Here is a 16,195-nt window from a genome sequence, read left to right as displayed (position 1 = left end):
AATATCCTTTTAAGTAAAACAGGAATAAGTGCAAACACCCCCGAATGAAAAAACCTTTAAGGGGCGACGCATTTAAGTTTGGTCTATATAAGTTTAAAGCCGAAAGTAAATAGGTTAATCGAGTTGTAATATTTCCATTACTTCCGGAAGATCACGATGTGGTCGTAAATACACGATTGCAGCTCGGGATAGCCTCTCGGTGTTCCGGACCATTTTACGTAGTGCTATCTTAGCTTGATGCACGTCTTGACCTTGCCGAATTTTAGTCACGAAGTTTTCAACTTCAAGCCTTATCTTATTTCTGGATCTGACAATTCGTGTTTCGTGTAAGTGAAAAATATCAATAGAGTTTTTCACTTTGCGACACTCCTCTTCAGTTGCTCCGGGTTTAGGCTCTGGCTTTCCATCTCGATCAAACCAGAGAAGCTTCTCATCATCTGGATTGAACGGGTCTAAAAGGTCAGGAATTTCATTTGTTAAAAGCTGGATATCATTTGGCGTAAATGCGCGGCTTTGCGGATTGGACAGGGGGAATTTGCAGGCTTTTCCACCTTCGGTCTCATCAAATACACGCCTGCTATTGCAAAAAGTGCATGCGCACCGATAATTATCCCAATTGTACGCTAGCCACCAATATCCTGAGTGTTCCTTCTCGTCTTCAACTTTATTTTTTGGACGAAAGTGGTCCACAGGCATGTCCGCCCGAATATCATCAACCTCGCAGTACCAGCATTTTTTTTTGAGATTTTCAGGAAGCAACTCGTAGAAAGATCGCCAGATATCAGATGAGGCAGATTTTTTTAGAATCGCTTTTCGCTTGATGGGGTCCTGCTCAGTAAGTAAAGTCTGTTGAGCAAGGTTTGCCGCATCACGCCACGCCTGGCTTAAGCATTCTTCGACATCGTCTTTACAAATCCAGCGCATCAGCTTGCCTCGCTAGAAACACCATGATATTTTTTCTTTAGAAAATCCATAAAATCTGGGTCATCTGAAGATAAGTTGAATCCAAGATTTGAAAGTTCCTTATTCAAACGCGCCAAATACTCCAGCTCTGTTTCGGCAGGCTGTTCTGGCTCTCGCTGAATTCGTTCCTCCGAGAGTTCATCCTTACTAGCAAGGCGATTTCGTGAGTCAAGCTTGTTTTGAGTAATGTCATCTAATGTAGTGCTGAGGCCGAACATGTCGCTACGAAGGATAAGGTTTATACCCATGCCTCGTGGACTTTCCTCTGGCTCTTGAGCATGCACTTTTCCACTATCATCCGACTTCATTACTTGGACCTGATTCTTTTCAAGTTCGGCAATTGCTAGTGGATGATGGGTTACCATAAGAAGATGGCTTGTCTCATGGTTAGGAACAAAGTTTCGGAGGAAACTAAGGTATTTGACCGCCCAAGATGGATTGAGGTGAGTGTCTGGTTCGTCAAGTAAAAAAAGCGAATCTTCACCTCCTGTGAATTTCAGTAAACCTAACACCGTTAATAGTTGTTGCTCGCCTTCGCTAAGCTCGCTAAAAGTAAGCGGTGTGTCACTTCTAGATACTTTGACACGTATGCTTACTCCGGAAATGATCTCAGAAAGCAGAGTGCTTTCTAGCATCTTGAAAAGCTCGCCAGGCGACAAATCTTTGGCGAAATCACGTAATGCTTTCAAATCAGGTAAGAACAAGTGGAGAAACTCATTCTTTATATTGCTACCGGTGAGGGATGTGTCTTCTTGTCGAGTGACTTTTACCGGTGCGATGGTAAATTTTATTAGATCGTCAAGGAATCTTCTGACTACACCCCTAGCCCCCCAAAAAAGCTCACCTTTTTGCTTTGCCCATTCAGGTTGCCGCATTACAAAGTGTATACTATCTAAACCCTCAATTCCCAAATGCTCGCGTAAAAAAGATTTTTCAACACTATCTTGTTCGGATAGGAAAAACGCCAGCAGGACAAACTGGCTATGATGCGGTTTGGCGTAAAATAAAGGCCTAATATCCCCTTTTAAATTTAGTTCGTCCTTGAGTAGTTTTCTATAGAAATCTGTTCGGTGCTTCCTGAAGTACCGTTCTAGCCTATCGCTAGGCCCGGAATAGTAAGCAAACACATACTTTGGGAGAAAGGGGGCAAGGCTGTCCTTGTTCCTCTTCAACTTTGAAAATGGTATAGAGGTCCACACCGTGTCATCTGTTGACGACTCGGTTTCATCGTTTTTAATCAGATTTCTATATCTACTTGTGTACTGTTTTGCCAGGCTGCCACGTGACGGATCCGCGTCAATTTGGATTTCTTGCCAACGTGAGGATTCTTTTTGGCCAAGCCGGTAAGTCAAGTGGTAAGAAAAGGGCGCTTCTTCGCCTAAGTCGAGATTTCGAAAAATCGCTACTAAAGCTTCCAATACGTTAGACTTGCCAGATCCGTTACGGCCAACAATCACAGTCATGAGGTTGTGCTCGTCAAAATCGACAACGACATTTTCGAGGTTCTTGAATTGCGACCGAATATGTAGCTTATCTACTTTCATCAAACGTCCCTGTATTAATTAACTAGTGAAAACCAGTCTTGTTTGTCGTTGTCGCGGGGAAGTTTTTGGATTTTTTTATCTCGTAGCGCCTCTCGCAACTCGAGGAAAAACGACTCCAATAGCTCTGTAGTGCTGTCATTCGGATAACCAGCCGCTTTCATAAGCTCTTGTCCTGAAAGCGGAGTTTCCGAGGACTCAAGTGCTTTAATTATACCCGAAGTTGATCTGCTCATCTGGGGCCGAACCTTCTGTTTGGGGTGGCTTTCATTTTTATCGGCTTGTCGGGTCCTTGGCTTACCTTTAAGTTTAGCAGCCGTTACTTGGTCCCTAAATGTACTTGCATCCCATGGAGTCAAGGTTGTAGTGCTACGCCATTTTGCGGTAAGTTCGCCGTTCGCCGCTTGTATCAGCAAACTGTTATATGTCTTCGCTAACAGATTTTTTGCCTGTTCTGATTTTTTCAGAAGGCGCTCTGCAAACTTAAGAAGCTTGTCAACGCGTTGGGCGATTTCAGTTTGCTCGTAGATTGGTGGGATCGGGAACATAAAATTTCGGCATTGAGATAGGGAAATATTCACCTGTCCTGCAGAGCCTTTCGTTTCACTAAGTATGCTCTGTAGGCTATCACCGCCTTCAAGAACAATAGAAATCCAATCCCCTATGATTCTCGAGTTAGGCCGAAAAAGTGTTATGGCTTGGTTTATATTCCATTCGGGGGCGAAGTCGGGGATTGTTGCAATTTTCCCAAGTGGTGGCCCCACTATATTCATTAGCACATCGCCAGGCTTCGCAATTGATTTAGCGGATGGGCCCGTGTGAATTTGTTCGCTTATATATTGTGGGCGATATTGGAAATCTACTTTTTGATTAACTATGTTGTAGACTTTAAGGAAAGGGATCCCCGACTCGGCAAAGCCCTCTTTGGGCGTCCCGCCACTTTGTACCTTTTCACATACATCGCCCGCGCGCTCATATGACCATTCTTTTTTTGAGCGATCCCCCCAGTTATCGGATAATTGGCCCGATGCTGCGGCTGTTAAAACAGACTGTCGAAATTTTTTTAGTAATATCGGCAAATTGTTTAATCGGTCAGTCAGAGAATGAATTTTACTCAATAGGTCGTCGAGTAAATCTGCTATGCGGATCTGCTCAGAGATAGGAGGGAGTATTATCTCCCAGTTTTCCATTCTTTCCTTCGTCATATGGGGCATGGCGACCCCATGAGCCGCGTTTCTTATATCTTCAGTGATTCGGAGCAATTCATAGTATGCGAACCGTTTATTGATAAGCTCCGTTGGAACAACTTTCCAGATGTGGTAATGGAAAATTACTTTTTCCCAGGTACACCAATATGGACCAAATGTCGCGGACCAAGAGTACAGAAGGTCACCATCTGTGGCATATTTTTCGACTGGCAACTCCAGATCTGAGTAAAACCAATTTTGACCATTGTTCAAATTTTGTATACGGAGTATAGGAGTGCCGTTATTTAGCATCTCCTGCTTTTTGTATGCTCTTCCGTTCACAAGTGTCAGAACATCACCTAGCCTTACCGGATGCCAGCCGTAGGGTAATTCACTCATCACCAGTGTCCATAGGCATAGATAATTCCATCAGTTCGGCCAGCAATTGTTTTTGTAAAAATATTTCTTCTGTGGCCCCTAAGGATTTCATCAGAGCCTCAATCTCTAGTAAGGCTTGTGTCAATTCGCCCATAACTTCGCCGGCCAAGATTTCGGGTGATGACAGCAGATTACTATCAGCCCAACCTGCGTCTTTCAGCCAAATGATATCCAGAGAATCATTTCGCTCACGGATCTGCTCGCGTGTAAAACTGCGGAATCGACTAGAACCGTCATTGTCATCTAGACACTCGCTGCGAATGCTGTTCCCATTTGGATCTAAACCATAAGCCCGTTCAAATGGAAGCAGGTGCTGGATCCCAAGCTGTGTTCGCTTTCCGAAACTTGGCATATTGGTTCGCATATCGTAAACCCAAGTGTTCTCAGTACATCCTATCGTTTGAAGAGGGTTGGTTGTACTACCCTTTTGTAAAAATAGGACGTTTGTTTTCACTCCTTGGGCATAAAATATGCCCGTTGGCAACCTAAGTATGGTATGCAAGTTGCATTTTTCCATTAGGTCTCGCCGCACGTCGACACCAACACCAGACTCAAATAGAACATTGTCCGGTACTATAATCGCTGCACGTCCGCCAGGTTTAAGCCCTTGATATATGTGTTGGAGAAAAGCCAACTGTTTATTGCTTGTCTTGTACTGGATGTCCCCGCGAGTGGTTCCACCACCACCTTTCGCAGTTCCAAAAGGTGGGTTTGAAAGAATTATGTCAACTTTTGATTGCCGTTCTCCCTCGGCACCCAAGGCATTACCTAGGTGTACTGTGCCATCGATCCCATGAAGCAAGGTATTCATTAATGCTAAGCGACGTGTGCCTGGTACAAGCTCAATACCAATATATGCATGGTTGCGCTGAAAGTTTATATCTTCCGCATCTAAATTCTGAAAATTATTTGTCGTGCTTTTTATGAATGTGTCCGCTGCAATCAAGAAGCCAGCGGTACCGGCTGCTGGATCTTGGATGGTTTCTCCAAGCTTAGGTTTAATGCAGCGAATGATACTATCGATTAGTGGGCGAGGAGTGAAGTATTGGCCGGCGCCAGACTTAGTTTCATTTGCGTTTTTTTCTAGAAGCCCTTCGTAAAGATCTCCAAGCCCATCGGCTCGAGCACTGAACCAATCGAGTCGATCTAGTCCTTTTATTAGCTGTTCTAGGTGGTGATGTTCCTTTAGGCGTGTCTGTGCGTCTGAGTAAATGGCTGCTATCGATTTGTCAGGATGGACACTTAACGTTTTTAGCATTTTCTGGTAGTGGGTGAGTAAGGAGGGGCCCGATTTACTGGCAAGATCAGGCCAACGCATTCCTTCTGGTAGTTTATGAGCGAAATCGTCGTTATTCTGAACTTGTTCATACTCCATTTTGACGAACAGCAGCAGGACTAGCTCGGTGACGTAGTCACTGTAGTTGATGCCGTCGTCCCGGAGAACGTCGCAAAGATTCCAGAGTTTTTGGACGATGTCGCTGTTAGTCATGGGGTAATCGCTGATGGTGGCGGGCAAGGGTTAGCCAGGCCGGGTGATCGTGGAACCAAAGCTGAAACGGGACCTTTATGGGGTAGCGGCTTCAGCTATCGAAGCTTTTTCGGAGGTGAACGCTCGTATTCTGCCGGTCGTAGGCTAAGCAGAAGTATAGCGGGAACGCTTGTGCTTGGGCGTGAAGATTCCCTCAGTAGCTCTGAAAATCACGGTAGATCTTTGTCGGGTTACTCCGAAATACAGCCGGTCCAAGGCATCATCTAAAAACAGCTAAGACATCCAGAGATCCGTTTTTCCCCCACGTCATCCCGCCAAGAATGTTGAGTGTTATCAGGGATCAAGGTCCCTGCGACCTGTGAGGGTTGTCCACTAACGCGGGACTGGCGGCTCTTTACGACCGGGAGCTTGGGCATCTCATGATCTGACCTCCTGAGCACTTCCGAAGAAGTGGGCGGGTGGAGGCTGCACTGGCTGACGAGATCAGCGCCGCGAGATCCTGAGTCGGGTGAAGGCAGTGATGAGATGACCGGGGCATGCCTGACTGTCAGTCAGGTGCAACCCATTCCTTGGGCTGCGGCACCATCATCTGCATTGCTGTTGCCGGTGACTTCGGTGTTTGTCACGCCGATTGTCACGAGGGGGAATGCCGCAAAGCCTTGTACGAGTTGGGCTGCAGCAGTGGTAGAAGCGCCCGTCTCTTTCCGGAAGAAAGAGACGGGCGCAGGTTGGCGCAATGAAATGGCCAAGCGGATAGGTTGCTGCAGGGTAGCTATGAAGGGGGATGAGTTGCCGCAGTGGCACTCTGGTAGAAGTAGGCATCCATCACATCGCTGTGACCGTGCGAGCTGCCGGACGCTAATCGCACTTTGGGAGAACCACCACGGTGTGGCGTAGCCTTAAAGGTTCTGGCTACCTGGGTTGCTGTCAACGACAGCGCTTTGCCTGATCTTTTCTACGCCTGTGGATAATTTGGGTCAAGGCTCGAATTTTCGGGAGTTCTGCGGCTGTGGATGAAATTATCCACCGGTGGAAATCAGTGGTTTTCCACAGACAGTTGCGTGGGCTTTATATTTTTTTAGTGAGGTCCATCCAAGCAGGGCGGCTTTGCAGCCCTGTTTGGATGGACCCGCGTGGACAAGCGGATCACTGAGATATGAAGACCGAGCGCTTACTCGGTTGCGCCACGTTTTGCTTTTAGGCGAGTAACGTTCGCTCCGGTCTGGTTCGCGAATTCATGTGGAGTGACGTGCTCCTGCCGGTTGGCCTCCAGATACCGGCTCCACCAGTTCATGATCAGCCTACGCTCCTCGATGAACTCTGCCTTGTGAATGTAAGCGGCGCGGACGTTGTTGCGTTCCTTGTGGCTCATCTGTCTTTCAATGGCGGTCTCGGACCACAGTCCAGATTCAATCAGCGCACTACAGGCCATTGAGCGAAAGCCATGGCCGCAGATTTCAGTTTTGGTGTCGTAGCCCATCTTTCTGAGTGCGCTGTTCACCGTGTTTTCAGACATGGGCTTCCAGGGCTTGGCATCGCCTGCAAACACCAAGTCGAATTTGCCGGTGAGGACGTGGATCTGTTCAAGCAGGGTCACGGCTTGCGGCGATAAGGGTACAAGGTGGATGTCGCCGGCCATCTTCGTACCCCTTGTTGAAAAGGGTACTCCGTCCAACGCGGGTCGAGTGTCCGGTATCTCCCAGGTGCCGCGCTTGAGGTCGAACTCGCTCCAGCGGGCGAAGCGCAGTTCGCTGGAGCGGACGAACACATGCAGCGAGAGCATGACCGTCAGCCGGGTAAGTGCGCGGCCTCTGTAGGTGTCGATACGCTCCTGCAATTCAGGCAGACGCGATAAGGATAAAGCAGGGCGGTGAATCACCCTAGGAGCTTTGATCAAACCTTCAAGGTCGGAGGCAGGGTTTGCCGCGATCTGTCGAGCACGTTTCGCCTCGCGCATGATGCTTTGCAGGTAGTTTTGTACCCTTAAAGCGACGTCAATCGTGCCGCGTTTCTGGATCGCTTCCAGAGGTTGCATCAGGTCATGGGTGTCCAGATCGACAATAGAGCGAGCGCCGATCAGCGGGAAGACATGGGTTTTGAGACGGCTCAGGACGGTCTTGGCATGGCCCGGAGCCCATTTGGCAGACATCGCTTTGTGCCAGTCCAGTGCGGCGCTTTCAAAGGTTCGGCCTTTGATTGCGGCCTGCGTCTTGGTTTGGTGTTTGGTCTCTATGGGGTCGATGCCTTTCGCCAGCATCCGCTTGACCTCCAGGCGCTTGTTGCGCGCATCGGCGAGGCCGACCACGGGATAGCTGCCGAACGAGGTCAGTCCTTCGCGTCCATCAGGTTTGACATACCTGAGACGCCAGCCTTTACGGCCATTGGGTTGGACTAGAAGGTAGAGGCCGTCGCCGTCGAAAAGCTTGTAGGCGCGGTCGGTGGGCTTGGCTGAGCGGCAAGCCGAATCGGAGAGTGGAGCAGTGGTGCGCGACATAAGGGTACTCCCCCTTTATCGAATTACCTTACCCCTAACATTACCCCTAAAACGGCTGGAATCCACCAGATTTTGACGTAACCCGACAGAACCCCAAAACGAAAAAACCCGCCAGAAGGCGGGTTTTTCGGGGGTTCCAGAGATTTTGAAAGCCTTCTATGGAACCTTGTATGGTGCCGGCACCAGGAGTCGAACCCGGGACCTACTGATTACAAGTCAGTTGCTCTACCAACTGAGCTATACCGGCGTGTTAGGGCGACGATTATAGCGATTGGATTGGTTCTGTAAACCCCTGAATTCAGACTATTTTTGCGCAAGCGTCAGACCGGCCCCGCGGACGCTTCTGCGGGACCGGTCTGTGCGATTGCTTTAAAGCATTACACGCCGTTTTTTACCGCGTTGATCAGGTCCTGACTCAACACCTGCGCGGGTGCCACTTGCACGCTTTGCGTGTAGAACGGCGGCAGGTTTTGGGCCAGTGTCGACAGCGCTTGTGCGGTGGTGTTGCCCGGCAGCAGCACGTATTGGAGGTTGGACGGATAGCTCTGGGGCACGGGGCCTTCCATGGTCGAACCGTACGCGCCGAAGGTCATCACGGCCTGCGGGGTGGTGGGGTCGGGGGCGTAGAGGAAGACGAAGGTGCCGTATTTCGGATGCGTCAGGTATTGCTCGGCCTGTGCGCGAACCGCCGGGTCGGGGTCGTTCATCAGGGTCCAGCGCATGACCGCGTAGTTGCGGGTGGTTTCCATGAACGCTGTACGAATCGGCGACTGGTTCTCGACGCCTCCCAGGCACACCAGCAGGTTGCCGAACGGATCGATGAGGGCCACCGAGTTGAACACCGGGCTGTGCTGTGCGGTTTGTAACAGTGGCGGGGCGAGTTCTGCGCCGGGGTCGCGTGGGTTGGCCGATTGCACGGTCAGCGCAAACGGGCTGAGCGCAGTCAGTGCCTGGCGGACTTTGCTGTTGGCCGGGAGGTTTGCAGGGTTTTGCAGTTGATCCGGCGGCAGACCGCTGTTGTTGCTGGCCTCGCGCACGGTGTTGACGCTGGCGGAGAAGATCGAGCTGGTGAGGAAGTAAGCCGCCGAGTCGATGGTCTGGCCGCCGAACACCGGACTGGTCGAACCCTGATAAGCCCGGCTGACAGGCGCCGCAATCGCGTAATAACCCCAGGTGTCTTGCGCCTGTTGGCGGATCTGCGGTGGTAGCGACGGAAAGGTGAACTGACTGTTGTAGTTGATGCCTGCGTAGTCATCGATCGCACTGACGGCGACGTTAAATCCTGCCGTCAGCAGCGAACCGGCGCACATGGCGCAGGGGTCCAGAGTGGTGACAACGGTCAACTGATTGGGCGGTGGCAAGTTCAATGGCGCGACGTTTTCGTAGTACCAGTCCACCAATTGCCGCTCGCCGTGGGCGGTCGGATCATGAGGTAGAAAGTACGTGGTGCCACTGCCGGGGAAAGGCATCAGCACGTTGTTGTGCAGCGCGGCGATGACCTCGCCCGTTGCGTTGTTGATGATGGCGCCACCCACCGCGAAGGTTTGCTGCAGCGCAGCATCAATGGCTTGGTTGGCGACGGTATCGACGGCTTCCTGTGCACTGTTCAATGTGCTCATGTTTTTCCCAGCTCCTTGCTGTTTGAGCGCCAGGCAATTCTGGCGTTTGGCAAAGATAGTCGAGGTTTCGCAGGTCGTTTATGTTGTTTTGGCTGAACGCTTATGCACAACGGGATCTCTACCGCACCTGCTTAGAGGCAAATTTGTGGAGCCGTTCTCATTTGATCGCAAATGCCTGTTTTTCCGATTTTTTTACAGGTGTACGAAAATTGAACAGTTGTGTTTCAGCCCCGAAACAGCCGTATATATTGGATCCACGATAATTTCATCCCCAGAGTTATCCACAGGCTGAGGTGCTTTAAGGGCGCTCAGCCAGGATCAGGAAATTACGCGGTGTCAGTGGGGTTTCGCAGAAGGTACCGAGGCGAACCGCAAACCCTTGCTCGAATAGGAAAAGGGCTCGATCGAGTACCAGCCACAGTTCCAACGGGCGTCGGAAAAGTCCGCGCAGCAGTTCCAGATTGCGTACTTCGGCCAATCGCTGCCAACCAGCGGCTTCAAGTGCTGACCAATCCTGCGGGCCGATTGTGGATAACTCTTTAAGCGCGGCCAAATGATGGCAGTAATCAGCGAAGGATTTATCCAGCCAGGCACTGGGGAGGGAAGGGGTGGGCAGGTATTCGTCAATGCCGCGCAGTTGCCGCTGCAGCAGGTCGAAGGCCAGGCGTCGGGCCATGGAGGTGTCACGCTGACGTCGGACGCGAGCGCCCGCGGTGACGGTTTCGCTCATCGGTAGCGAAAGATCATCGAGGGACAACGGTAGGTCGGAGCGCCTGGCCGACGAGGAAAGCGGCTGATACACGCTCAGACTGATCCGGTTATAGCAGCAAGGCGCGATGGCCAATTGTTTGCAGCCAGACGCACTGGCGAGCTGGATCAGCCGCACATGCAGATCACCGCAGGCATGCAGCGCTACCGGCGTGTGGTCAGCATTCAGGAAAAAGGCAGTATCGGCAGCGAGTACATCTTGCTCGACATGCAGTGCGTGCAATTGATGACGCTGGCTGAGTGCCTGACCACTGGCGACCAACGCCGGGTCGTATTCCAGGCAGGTCAGTTGTTGCCCGGTTTGCAGCAGGCGTCGACCCAAGTGGCCTTTGCCCGAGCACCAGTCCAGCCAATGGCTCGGCGCGTCAGCAAACTGCAAGCGACTGGCGAAGGCTTCGATCTGCTGCCACTTGCGCCCCGGCACATCAACATTCAGTCGATGACCCGCCGTTTCAAGCGTATGCGCTGGCAACTCATCCACCGCGCTCAACTCAAGGGACATCGCCGCCAATGAGGCAAATGGCTCCGGTGCGTTCAAAAGAGCTGGGTTGTTATGAGCGTGTTCCGCGTCCTCCAGCGATCGCCCTCGTAGCCAGGTCGCCAACTCGGGGTAGGACGCTTCCCAGGGAAGCTGCAGATGAGTAAACGGCCGAGGCTTCCACAGTGCTTGGTGCTCGATCAGAAAAGCATCCAGCGCAGCGAAACGGGCGAGTAAGGCCTCGCCCGTCAGCACGCGGGAATCAACGCCCCTGGCAGGCATCGACGCGCAGCCAGCGCTCCAGCAGCTTGAAGCCGCGAACCAGCACGTAAGCCATCAGGAGATAGAACATGCCCGCCGCGAAGAAGATCTCCACCGGCAGGTAGGTCCGGGCAATGATGGTGCGGGCCATGCCAGTCAGTTCCAGCAGGGTCACGGTGCTGGCCAGGGCGCTGGCCTTGAGCATCAGGATGACTTCGTTGCTGTAAGCCGGCAGACCGATACGCGCCGCTCGGGGCAGGATGATGTAGACCAGCGCTTTGGCCCGGGACATGCCCAAGGCGCGCGCCGCTTCGATCTCGCCCGGTGGAATCGCCTGGATCGCGCCGCGCAGGATTTCGGCGATGTAGGCCGCGGTGTGCAACGTCATGGTCGCTGTGGCACACCAGAACGGATCGCGCAGGTACGGCCACATCGAGCTGTTACGGATCGCATCGAACTGCGCCAGGCCGTAGTAGACCAGGAACAGCTGAACCAGCAGCGGTGTGCCACGGAAAAAGAAGATGTAGCCGTAGGGAAATGCCCGCACCCACCACAGGCGCGACGAGCGCGCGATGCCCAGTGGAATCGCCAGCAGTAAGCCGGCGATCACGGCGATGGCCACCAGTTCCAGGGTCAGCGTTGCGCCTTGGGCCAGTTTCGGCAGCCACTTGATGATGACTTCCCAGTTCATTGGGTGCTCCTCGCGAAGCCGCGAGCGGCGCGTTTTTCCATCAAGTGCATGCCGCTCATGGCGAGTACGGTCAGGCCCAGGTACATGAACGCGGCCGCCATATAAAAGGTGAACGGTTGCTTGGACACGGTCACGCCGATTTGCGCGTGACGCATGATTTCTTCCAGGCCGATGACCGATACCAGTGCGGTGTCTTTCATCAGGATCATGAACAAGTTACCCAGACCGGGCAGGGCGATGCGCCACATCTGCGGCATGATCAGTTTGGTGAAGATACGGAATTTCGACAGGCCCAACGCCACACCCGCTTCGCGGTGACCTTTGGGGATCGCCAAAATTGCACCACGAAACACTTCCGTGGCGTAGGCACCGAAGCACAGCCCCAGCGCAATCACGCCGGCGGCGAAAGCATTGAGTTCGAGGTCGGGGTTGCCGAAGAACTCGCCCAAGGCACGCATCAGGTTGACCGTGCCGAAGTAGATCAACAGCACCCAGAGCAATTCCGGGATGCCGCGTACCAGTGTCGAATAAGTGCCGCCAAGCCATTGCAACGGCTTGTACGGGGAAGTCTTGGCCAAGGCGCCGAGCAGACCGAGCACCAGGCCCAGGCACAAGGCCGAGAGTGCCAGTTTCACAGTCATCAGCGCGCCAGCGGCGAGCGCCGGGCCGAATCCGTAGAGATCGATAGTCATGGATTTCTTTTCAAATCGCGGCAGGCAATGCCAGGGACTGGCGCCGTCAGATAACGGCGCCGGCCCGGCAGGTCAGAATCAATAGATGCTGAACGGGAAGTACTTGTCGTTGATCTTTTTGTAGGTGCCATCAGCGACGATTTCTTTCAGTGCGGTGTTCAGCTTCGTACGAATCTCATCGCCTTTACGTACAGCGATACCGATCTTGTCGCTTTCTTCCACCGGGTCGCCTTTGAACTCGTAAGAACGGCCGGCGTCGCTTTTCAGCCACTCGTAGTTGACGTACTTGTCCGCCAGGATGCCGTCCAGACGACCGGAGGTCAGATCCAGGTAAGCGTTTTCCTGGGTGTCGTAGAGTTTGACTTCAACGCCTTCCATGTTGTCTTCCAGCCAGGTGCCAGCGAGGGTCGCACGTTGTGCACCGATCACTTTGCCTTGCAGGGAGTCCTTGTCGGTTTTGAAATCGACGTTTTTCGGTGCGATGAATTGCAGCTTGTTGGAGTAGTACGGGTCGGTGAAGTCCACCGCTTGCTTGCGCTCGTCGGTGATCGACATCGAGGAGATCAGGAAATCGAATTTCTTGGCGTTCAGGGCCGGAATGATGCCGTCCCAGTCAGACGTGACCACGGTGCATTCGACTTTCATCTTGGCGCACAGGGCGTCGCCGATTTCTTTGTCGAAGCCGACGACATTGCCACTGGCATCTTTGTTGTTGAACGGCGGGTAGGCCGCTTCGATGCCCATCTTCAAGGTCTCGGCGGCAGCACCGGCGCTGAAGGCCAGGGTGACGGCAGCAGCCAGGAAGATTTTTTTGTAGTTCTGCATGCGGGTAGCTCCGTTAGCGGTTGCTGGACATGAATTGTTTGCAGCGCGCCGAAAGCGGGTTTTCGAACACCTGCTGTGGCGATCCTTGCTCTTCTACCAGGCCCTGGTGGAGGAACACCACCTCGCTGGACACCTGACGGGCGAAGCCCATTTCATGGGTGACCAGCAGCATGGTGCGGCCTTCTTCGGCCAATGCGCGGATGACATTAAGTACTTCCTGGACCATTTCCGGGTCAAGGGCGGAGGTGGGTTCGTCGAACAGGATCACCTTGGGCTGCATGGCCAGCGTGCGGGCAATGGCCGCGCGTTGTTGCTGACCGCCGGAGAGTTGCGCCGGGTAGGCGTGGCGCTTGTCAGCAATGCCGACCTTGGCCAGCAAGGCTTCGGCGACTTCGGTGGCTTCCGCTTTGCTCTGACCGAGCACGCGGCGCGGCGCTTCGATGATGTTGTCGAGCACGCTCATGTGCGGCCAGAGATTAAAGTTTTGAAATACAAAACCGATCTCGCTGCGCAGACGATTGATCTGCTTGCCGTCGGCAGCGACCAGTTCGCCGTTCTTGGCGGCTTTGAGCTTGAGTTCTTCGCCGGCCACCAGGATCTGGCCCTGGTGCGGGTTTTCCAACAGGTTGATGCAACGAAGGAAGGTGGACTTGCCGGAACCGGAAGAACCCAGGATCGAGATCACGTCGCCGTCGCGGGCGATCAGCGAGATGCCTTTGAGCACCTCAAGCTGTCCGTAGCGTTTGTGCAAGTTGCGGATTTCAAGCGCGGGCGTGGCCTCAGCCATGTGCGTTCCTCATAAGTATTTCGCTCCTGCTGTTGGCGGCCTTCCTGGCGAGGCGGCCAAGCTAGCATAGCGTCTGAATGGCAGCCAACAGCGCTACGGGCGGTAAACGGGTGGTCTGTGGCAGGTTGTCGCATCGGTACAGCAGACTGTCGCGCTGCTATCAACCGAACAGCCGTTTGAACCCTGCCTGTTGATAAAAAAAGCGGGGGCGGTCCCAAAAAAGGGCGCGATGTTGCCAGCTTTGGCGGGGGGTTGGAAGCGCTAACCGGCCAAACGTTCCAGATCTGCACTTTTATTGTGCGTCGGGCATTTTCCGGGTGTGTTTCCGGTGCGCGAATTCGTTCTCAAAGTGAGTCGCAGGGTAACGTTCTGGCAAAGTGCCATTAATTTCAATGGGTTGCGATGACTGTCCGGTCTGGATGAGATCGCCGTGGTAGACGGTTTTGAAACATTTTGGCGCAATTATTGCGTACAGAATCCAGAACGCCCCGTTGGTTTCTTTTTACGAGAAAGAAATTCAGGCGGGATGCACGCATTCGCTTTTCCTTACAAAGGTAGTTTCAATGAGCAGTACCCCAAGCTCCAATGGCCTCGAACAGGGGCTCAAACCGCGTCATGTGACCATGCTGTCGATTGCCGGGGTAATCGGCGCCGGCTTGTTCGTCGGCTCCGGCCACGCCATCGCCGCCGCAGGCCCGGCCGTGCTGTTGGCCTACGCCGCCGCCGGTATGCTGGTGGTGCTGGTGATGCGCATGCTCGGCGAGATGGCCGTCGCTTCGCCTGACACAGGCTCCTTTTCGACGTATGCCGATCGCGCGATCGGTCACTGGGCTGGTTTCACCATCGGCTGGCTCTACTGGTGGTTCTGGGTGTTGGTGATTCCGCTGGAAGCCAACGCCGCCGCGACCATCCTGCACGCCTGGTTCCCGAATGTGGCGATCTGGGCCTTCACGTTGATCATCACTTTGCTGCTGACGGTGACAAACCTGTTCAGTGTGAAGAACTACGGTGAATTCGAATTCTGGTTCGCCCTGGTCAAAGTCGTGGCGATCATCGGTTTCATCGGCCTCGGCGTTCTGGCGATCTTCGGCTTTCTGCCGAACAGCCAGGTCAGCGGCGTTTCGCATCTGTTCGACACCCAAGGCTTCCTGCCAAACGGCATGGGCGCAGTGTTGGGCGCGATCCTGACCACCATGTTTTCCTTCATGGGCACCGAGATCGTGACCATCGCGGCCGCGGAATCGAAGAACCCAGGCCAGCAAATCTCCAAGGCCACCAATTCGGTGATCTGGCGGATCGGCTTGTTCTACCTCGTATCGATTTTCATCGTTGTTGCCCTGGTGCCATGGAACGACCCGATCCTCGCCAGCGTTGGTTCTTACCAGACTGTGCTTGAGCGCATGGGCATCCCGAATGCCAAGCTGATCGTCGACATCGTGGTATTGGTTGCTGTGACCAGCTGCCTGAACTCGGCGCTCTACACTGCATCGCGCATGATGTTCTCCTTGGGCAAGCGCGGTGATGCACCGGCCGTTTCCCAGCGCACCAACAAGAGCGGCACGCCGTACTGGGCTGTCATGTTGTCCACCGGTGCTGCGTTCATCGCGGTTTTCGCCAACTACGTGGCGCCGGCCGCCGTGTTCGAATTCCTGCTGGCCAGCTCCGGCGCTATCGCGCTGCTGGTGTACCTGGTGATCGCGATTTCACAACTGCGTATGCGCAAGCAGCGTATGGCGCGTGGCGAGAAAATCGCTTTCAGCATGTGGCTGTTCCCGGTCCTGACCTACGCGGTGATCATATTCATCATTGCGGCCCTGACCATCATGCTGTTCCAGGAAGCGCATCGCGTGGAGATCCTCGCGACCGGTCTGCTGAGTTTGCTGGTGGTGGCTGCCGGTTTGTTTGTGGCTCGTCGTCGCAAGTTGCAGAAGATGGGTGCGGTGGTGCTGAACTGATTTGCAC

The 16,195-nt window shown here is 53.3% G+C and carries 12 protein-coding genes and 1 tRNA gene; 1 reads left to right on the top strand and 12 read right to left on the bottom strand.

Features of this window, described 5'->3' with window-relative positions; genetic code table 11:
• Nucleotides 1-114: 114 nt before the first annotated feature.
• The 12 genes from VD17_RS00530 to VD17_RS00475 form a co-directional block, all read right to left on the bottom strand.
• Complete coding sequence (locus tag VD17_RS00530; RefSeq protein WP_046052207.1) at nt 115-924, bottom strand: retron system putative HNH endonuclease; 810 nt, start codon at nt 922-924, stop codon at nt 115-117.
• Nucleotides 924-2,507 (bottom strand): AAA family ATPase, encoded by a 1,584-nt coding sequence (locus tag VD17_RS00525; protein ID WP_046052206.1) that lies wholly within the window; start codon nt 2,505-2,507, stop codon nt 924-926. Before VD17_RS00525 ends, VD17_RS00530 begins: the two co-directional genes overlap by 1 nt.
• A gap of 14 nt (nt 2,508-2,521) precedes the next feature.
• On the bottom strand, nt 2,522-4,090 hold the full coding sequence (locus VD17_RS00520; RefSeq protein ID WP_052962673.1) for a restriction endonuclease subunit S: 1,569 nt from the start codon (nt 4,088-4,090) through the stop codon (nt 2,522-2,524).
• Complete coding sequence (locus tag VD17_RS00515) at nt 4,083-5,618, bottom strand: class I SAM-dependent DNA methyltransferase (RefSeq protein ID WP_046052205.1); 1,536 nt, start codon at nt 5,616-5,618, stop codon at nt 4,083-4,085. Before VD17_RS00515 ends, VD17_RS00520 begins: the two co-directional genes overlap by 8 nt.
• A gap of 1,171 nt (nt 5,619-6,789) precedes the next feature.
• Complete coding sequence (locus VD17_RS00510) at nt 6,790-8,112, bottom strand: tyrosine-type recombinase/integrase (protein ID WP_046052204.1); 1,323 nt, start codon at nt 8,110-8,112, stop codon at nt 6,790-6,792.
• A 171-nt stretch (nt 8,113-8,283) separates the two neighbouring features.
• Nucleotides 8,284-8,359: transfer RNA gene (locus VD17_RS00505), tRNA-Thr, on the bottom strand.
• A 130-nt stretch (nt 8,360-8,489) separates the two neighbouring features.
• Nucleotides 8,490-9,731 (bottom strand): nucleoside deaminase, encoded by a 1,242-nt coding sequence (locus VD17_RS00500; RefSeq protein ID WP_046052203.1) that lies wholly within the window; start codon nt 9,729-9,731, stop codon nt 8,490-8,492.
• Between the two features lie 298 nt (nt 9,732-10,029).
• Nucleotides 10,030-11,259, bottom strand: a complete 1,230-nt coding sequence (locus VD17_RS00495) for a methyltransferase (protein ID WP_046052202.1) — start codon at nt 11,257-11,259, stop codon at nt 10,030-10,032.
• Nucleotides 11,240-11,929 carry an ABC transporter permease gene (locus tag VD17_RS00490; protein WP_033058324.1) on the bottom strand — a complete coding sequence of 230 codons (690 nt, stop codon included), beginning with the start codon at nt 11,927-11,929 and terminating at the stop codon, nt 11,240-11,242. The genes VD17_RS00495 and VD17_RS00490 overlap by 20 nt, the downstream gene beginning before the upstream one ends.
• Nucleotides 11,926-12,621: an ABC transporter permease gene (locus VD17_RS00485; RefSeq protein ID WP_046052201.1), complete on the bottom strand. Its 696-nt coding sequence runs from the start codon at nt 12,619-12,621 to the stop codon at nt 11,926-11,928. Before VD17_RS00485 ends, VD17_RS00490 begins: the two co-directional genes overlap by 4 nt.
• Nucleotides 12,622-12,699: 78 nt before the next feature.
• Nucleotides 12,700-13,446: an ABC transporter substrate-binding protein gene (locus VD17_RS00480; protein WP_046052200.1), complete on the bottom strand. Its 747-nt coding sequence runs from the start codon at nt 13,444-13,446 to the stop codon at nt 12,700-12,702.
• A gap of 13 nt (nt 13,447-13,459) precedes the next feature.
• Nucleotides 13,460-14,233 carry an ABC transporter ATP-binding protein gene (locus VD17_RS00475; RefSeq protein WP_046052199.1) on the bottom strand — a complete coding sequence of 258 codons (774 nt, stop codon included), beginning with the start codon at nt 14,231-14,233 and terminating at the stop codon, nt 13,460-13,462.
• 563 nt (nt 14,234-14,796) lie between these two features.
• Between VD17_RS00475 and gabP the strand changes: the two genes are divergently transcribed.
• Entirely contained in the window at nt 14,797-16,188 is a 1,392-nt protein-coding gene (gene gabP / locus VD17_RS00470; protein WP_046052198.1) for a GABA permease, read from the top strand.
• The last annotated feature ends 7 nt before the right edge of the window (nt 16,189-16,195 follow it).

Origin of the sequence: Pseudomonas fluorescens (assembly GCF_000968015.1) — a bacterium.
In the GTDB taxonomy this organism is placed as follows: Bacteria; Pseudomonadota; Gammaproteobacteria; order Pseudomonadales; family Pseudomonadaceae; genus Aquipseudomonas; species Aquipseudomonas fluorescens_W.
This window is presented reverse-complemented; position numbering and strand designations above follow the sequence as displayed.

Excerpts from the sequence above, each read along its gene's own strand:
- VD17_RS00530 (WP_046052207.1), bottom strand. The coding sequence starts at position 924 with ATGCGCTGGATTTGTAAAGACGATGTCGAAGAATGCTTAAGCCAGGCG.
- VD17_RS00525 (WP_046052206.1), bottom strand. The coding sequence starts at position 2,507 with ATGAAAGTAGATAAGCTACATATTCGGTCGCAATTCAAGAACCTCGAA.
- VD17_RS00520 (WP_052962673.1), bottom strand. The coding sequence starts at position 4,090 with ATGAGTGAATTACCCTACGGCTGGCATCCGGTAAGGCTAGGTGATGTT.
- VD17_RS00515 (WP_046052205.1), bottom strand. The coding sequence starts at position 5,618 with ATGACTAACAGCGACATCGTCCAAAAACTCTGGAATCTTTGCGACGTT.
- VD17_RS00510 (WP_046052204.1), bottom strand. The coding sequence starts at position 8,112 with ATGTCGCGCACCACTGCTCCACTCTCCGATTCGGCTTGCCGCTCAGCC.
- VD17_RS00500 (WP_046052203.1), bottom strand. The coding sequence starts at position 9,731 with ATGAGCACATTGAACAGTGCACAGGAAGCCGTCGATACCGTCGCCAAC.
- VD17_RS00495 (WP_046052202.1), bottom strand. The coding sequence starts at position 11,259 with ATGCCTGCCAGGGGCGTTGATTCCCGCGTGCTGACGGGCGAGGCCTTA.
- VD17_RS00490 (WP_033058324.1), bottom strand. The coding sequence starts at position 11,929 with ATGAACTGGGAAGTCATCATCAAGTGGCTGCCGAAACTGGCCCAAGGC.
- VD17_RS00485 (WP_046052201.1), bottom strand. The coding sequence starts at position 12,621 with ATGACTATCGATCTCTACGGATTCGGCCCGGCGCTCGCCGCTGGCGCG.
- VD17_RS00480 (WP_046052200.1), bottom strand. The coding sequence starts at position 13,446 with ATGCAGAACTACAAAAAAATCTTCCTGGCTGCTGCCGTCACCCTGGCC.
- VD17_RS00475 (WP_046052199.1), bottom strand. The coding sequence starts at position 14,233 with ATGGCTGAGGCCACGCCCGCGCTTGAAATCCGCAACTTGCACAAACGC.
- gabP (WP_046052198.1), top strand. The coding sequence starts at position 14,797 with ATGAGCAGTACCCCAAGCTCCAATGGCCTCGAACAGGGGCTCAAACCG.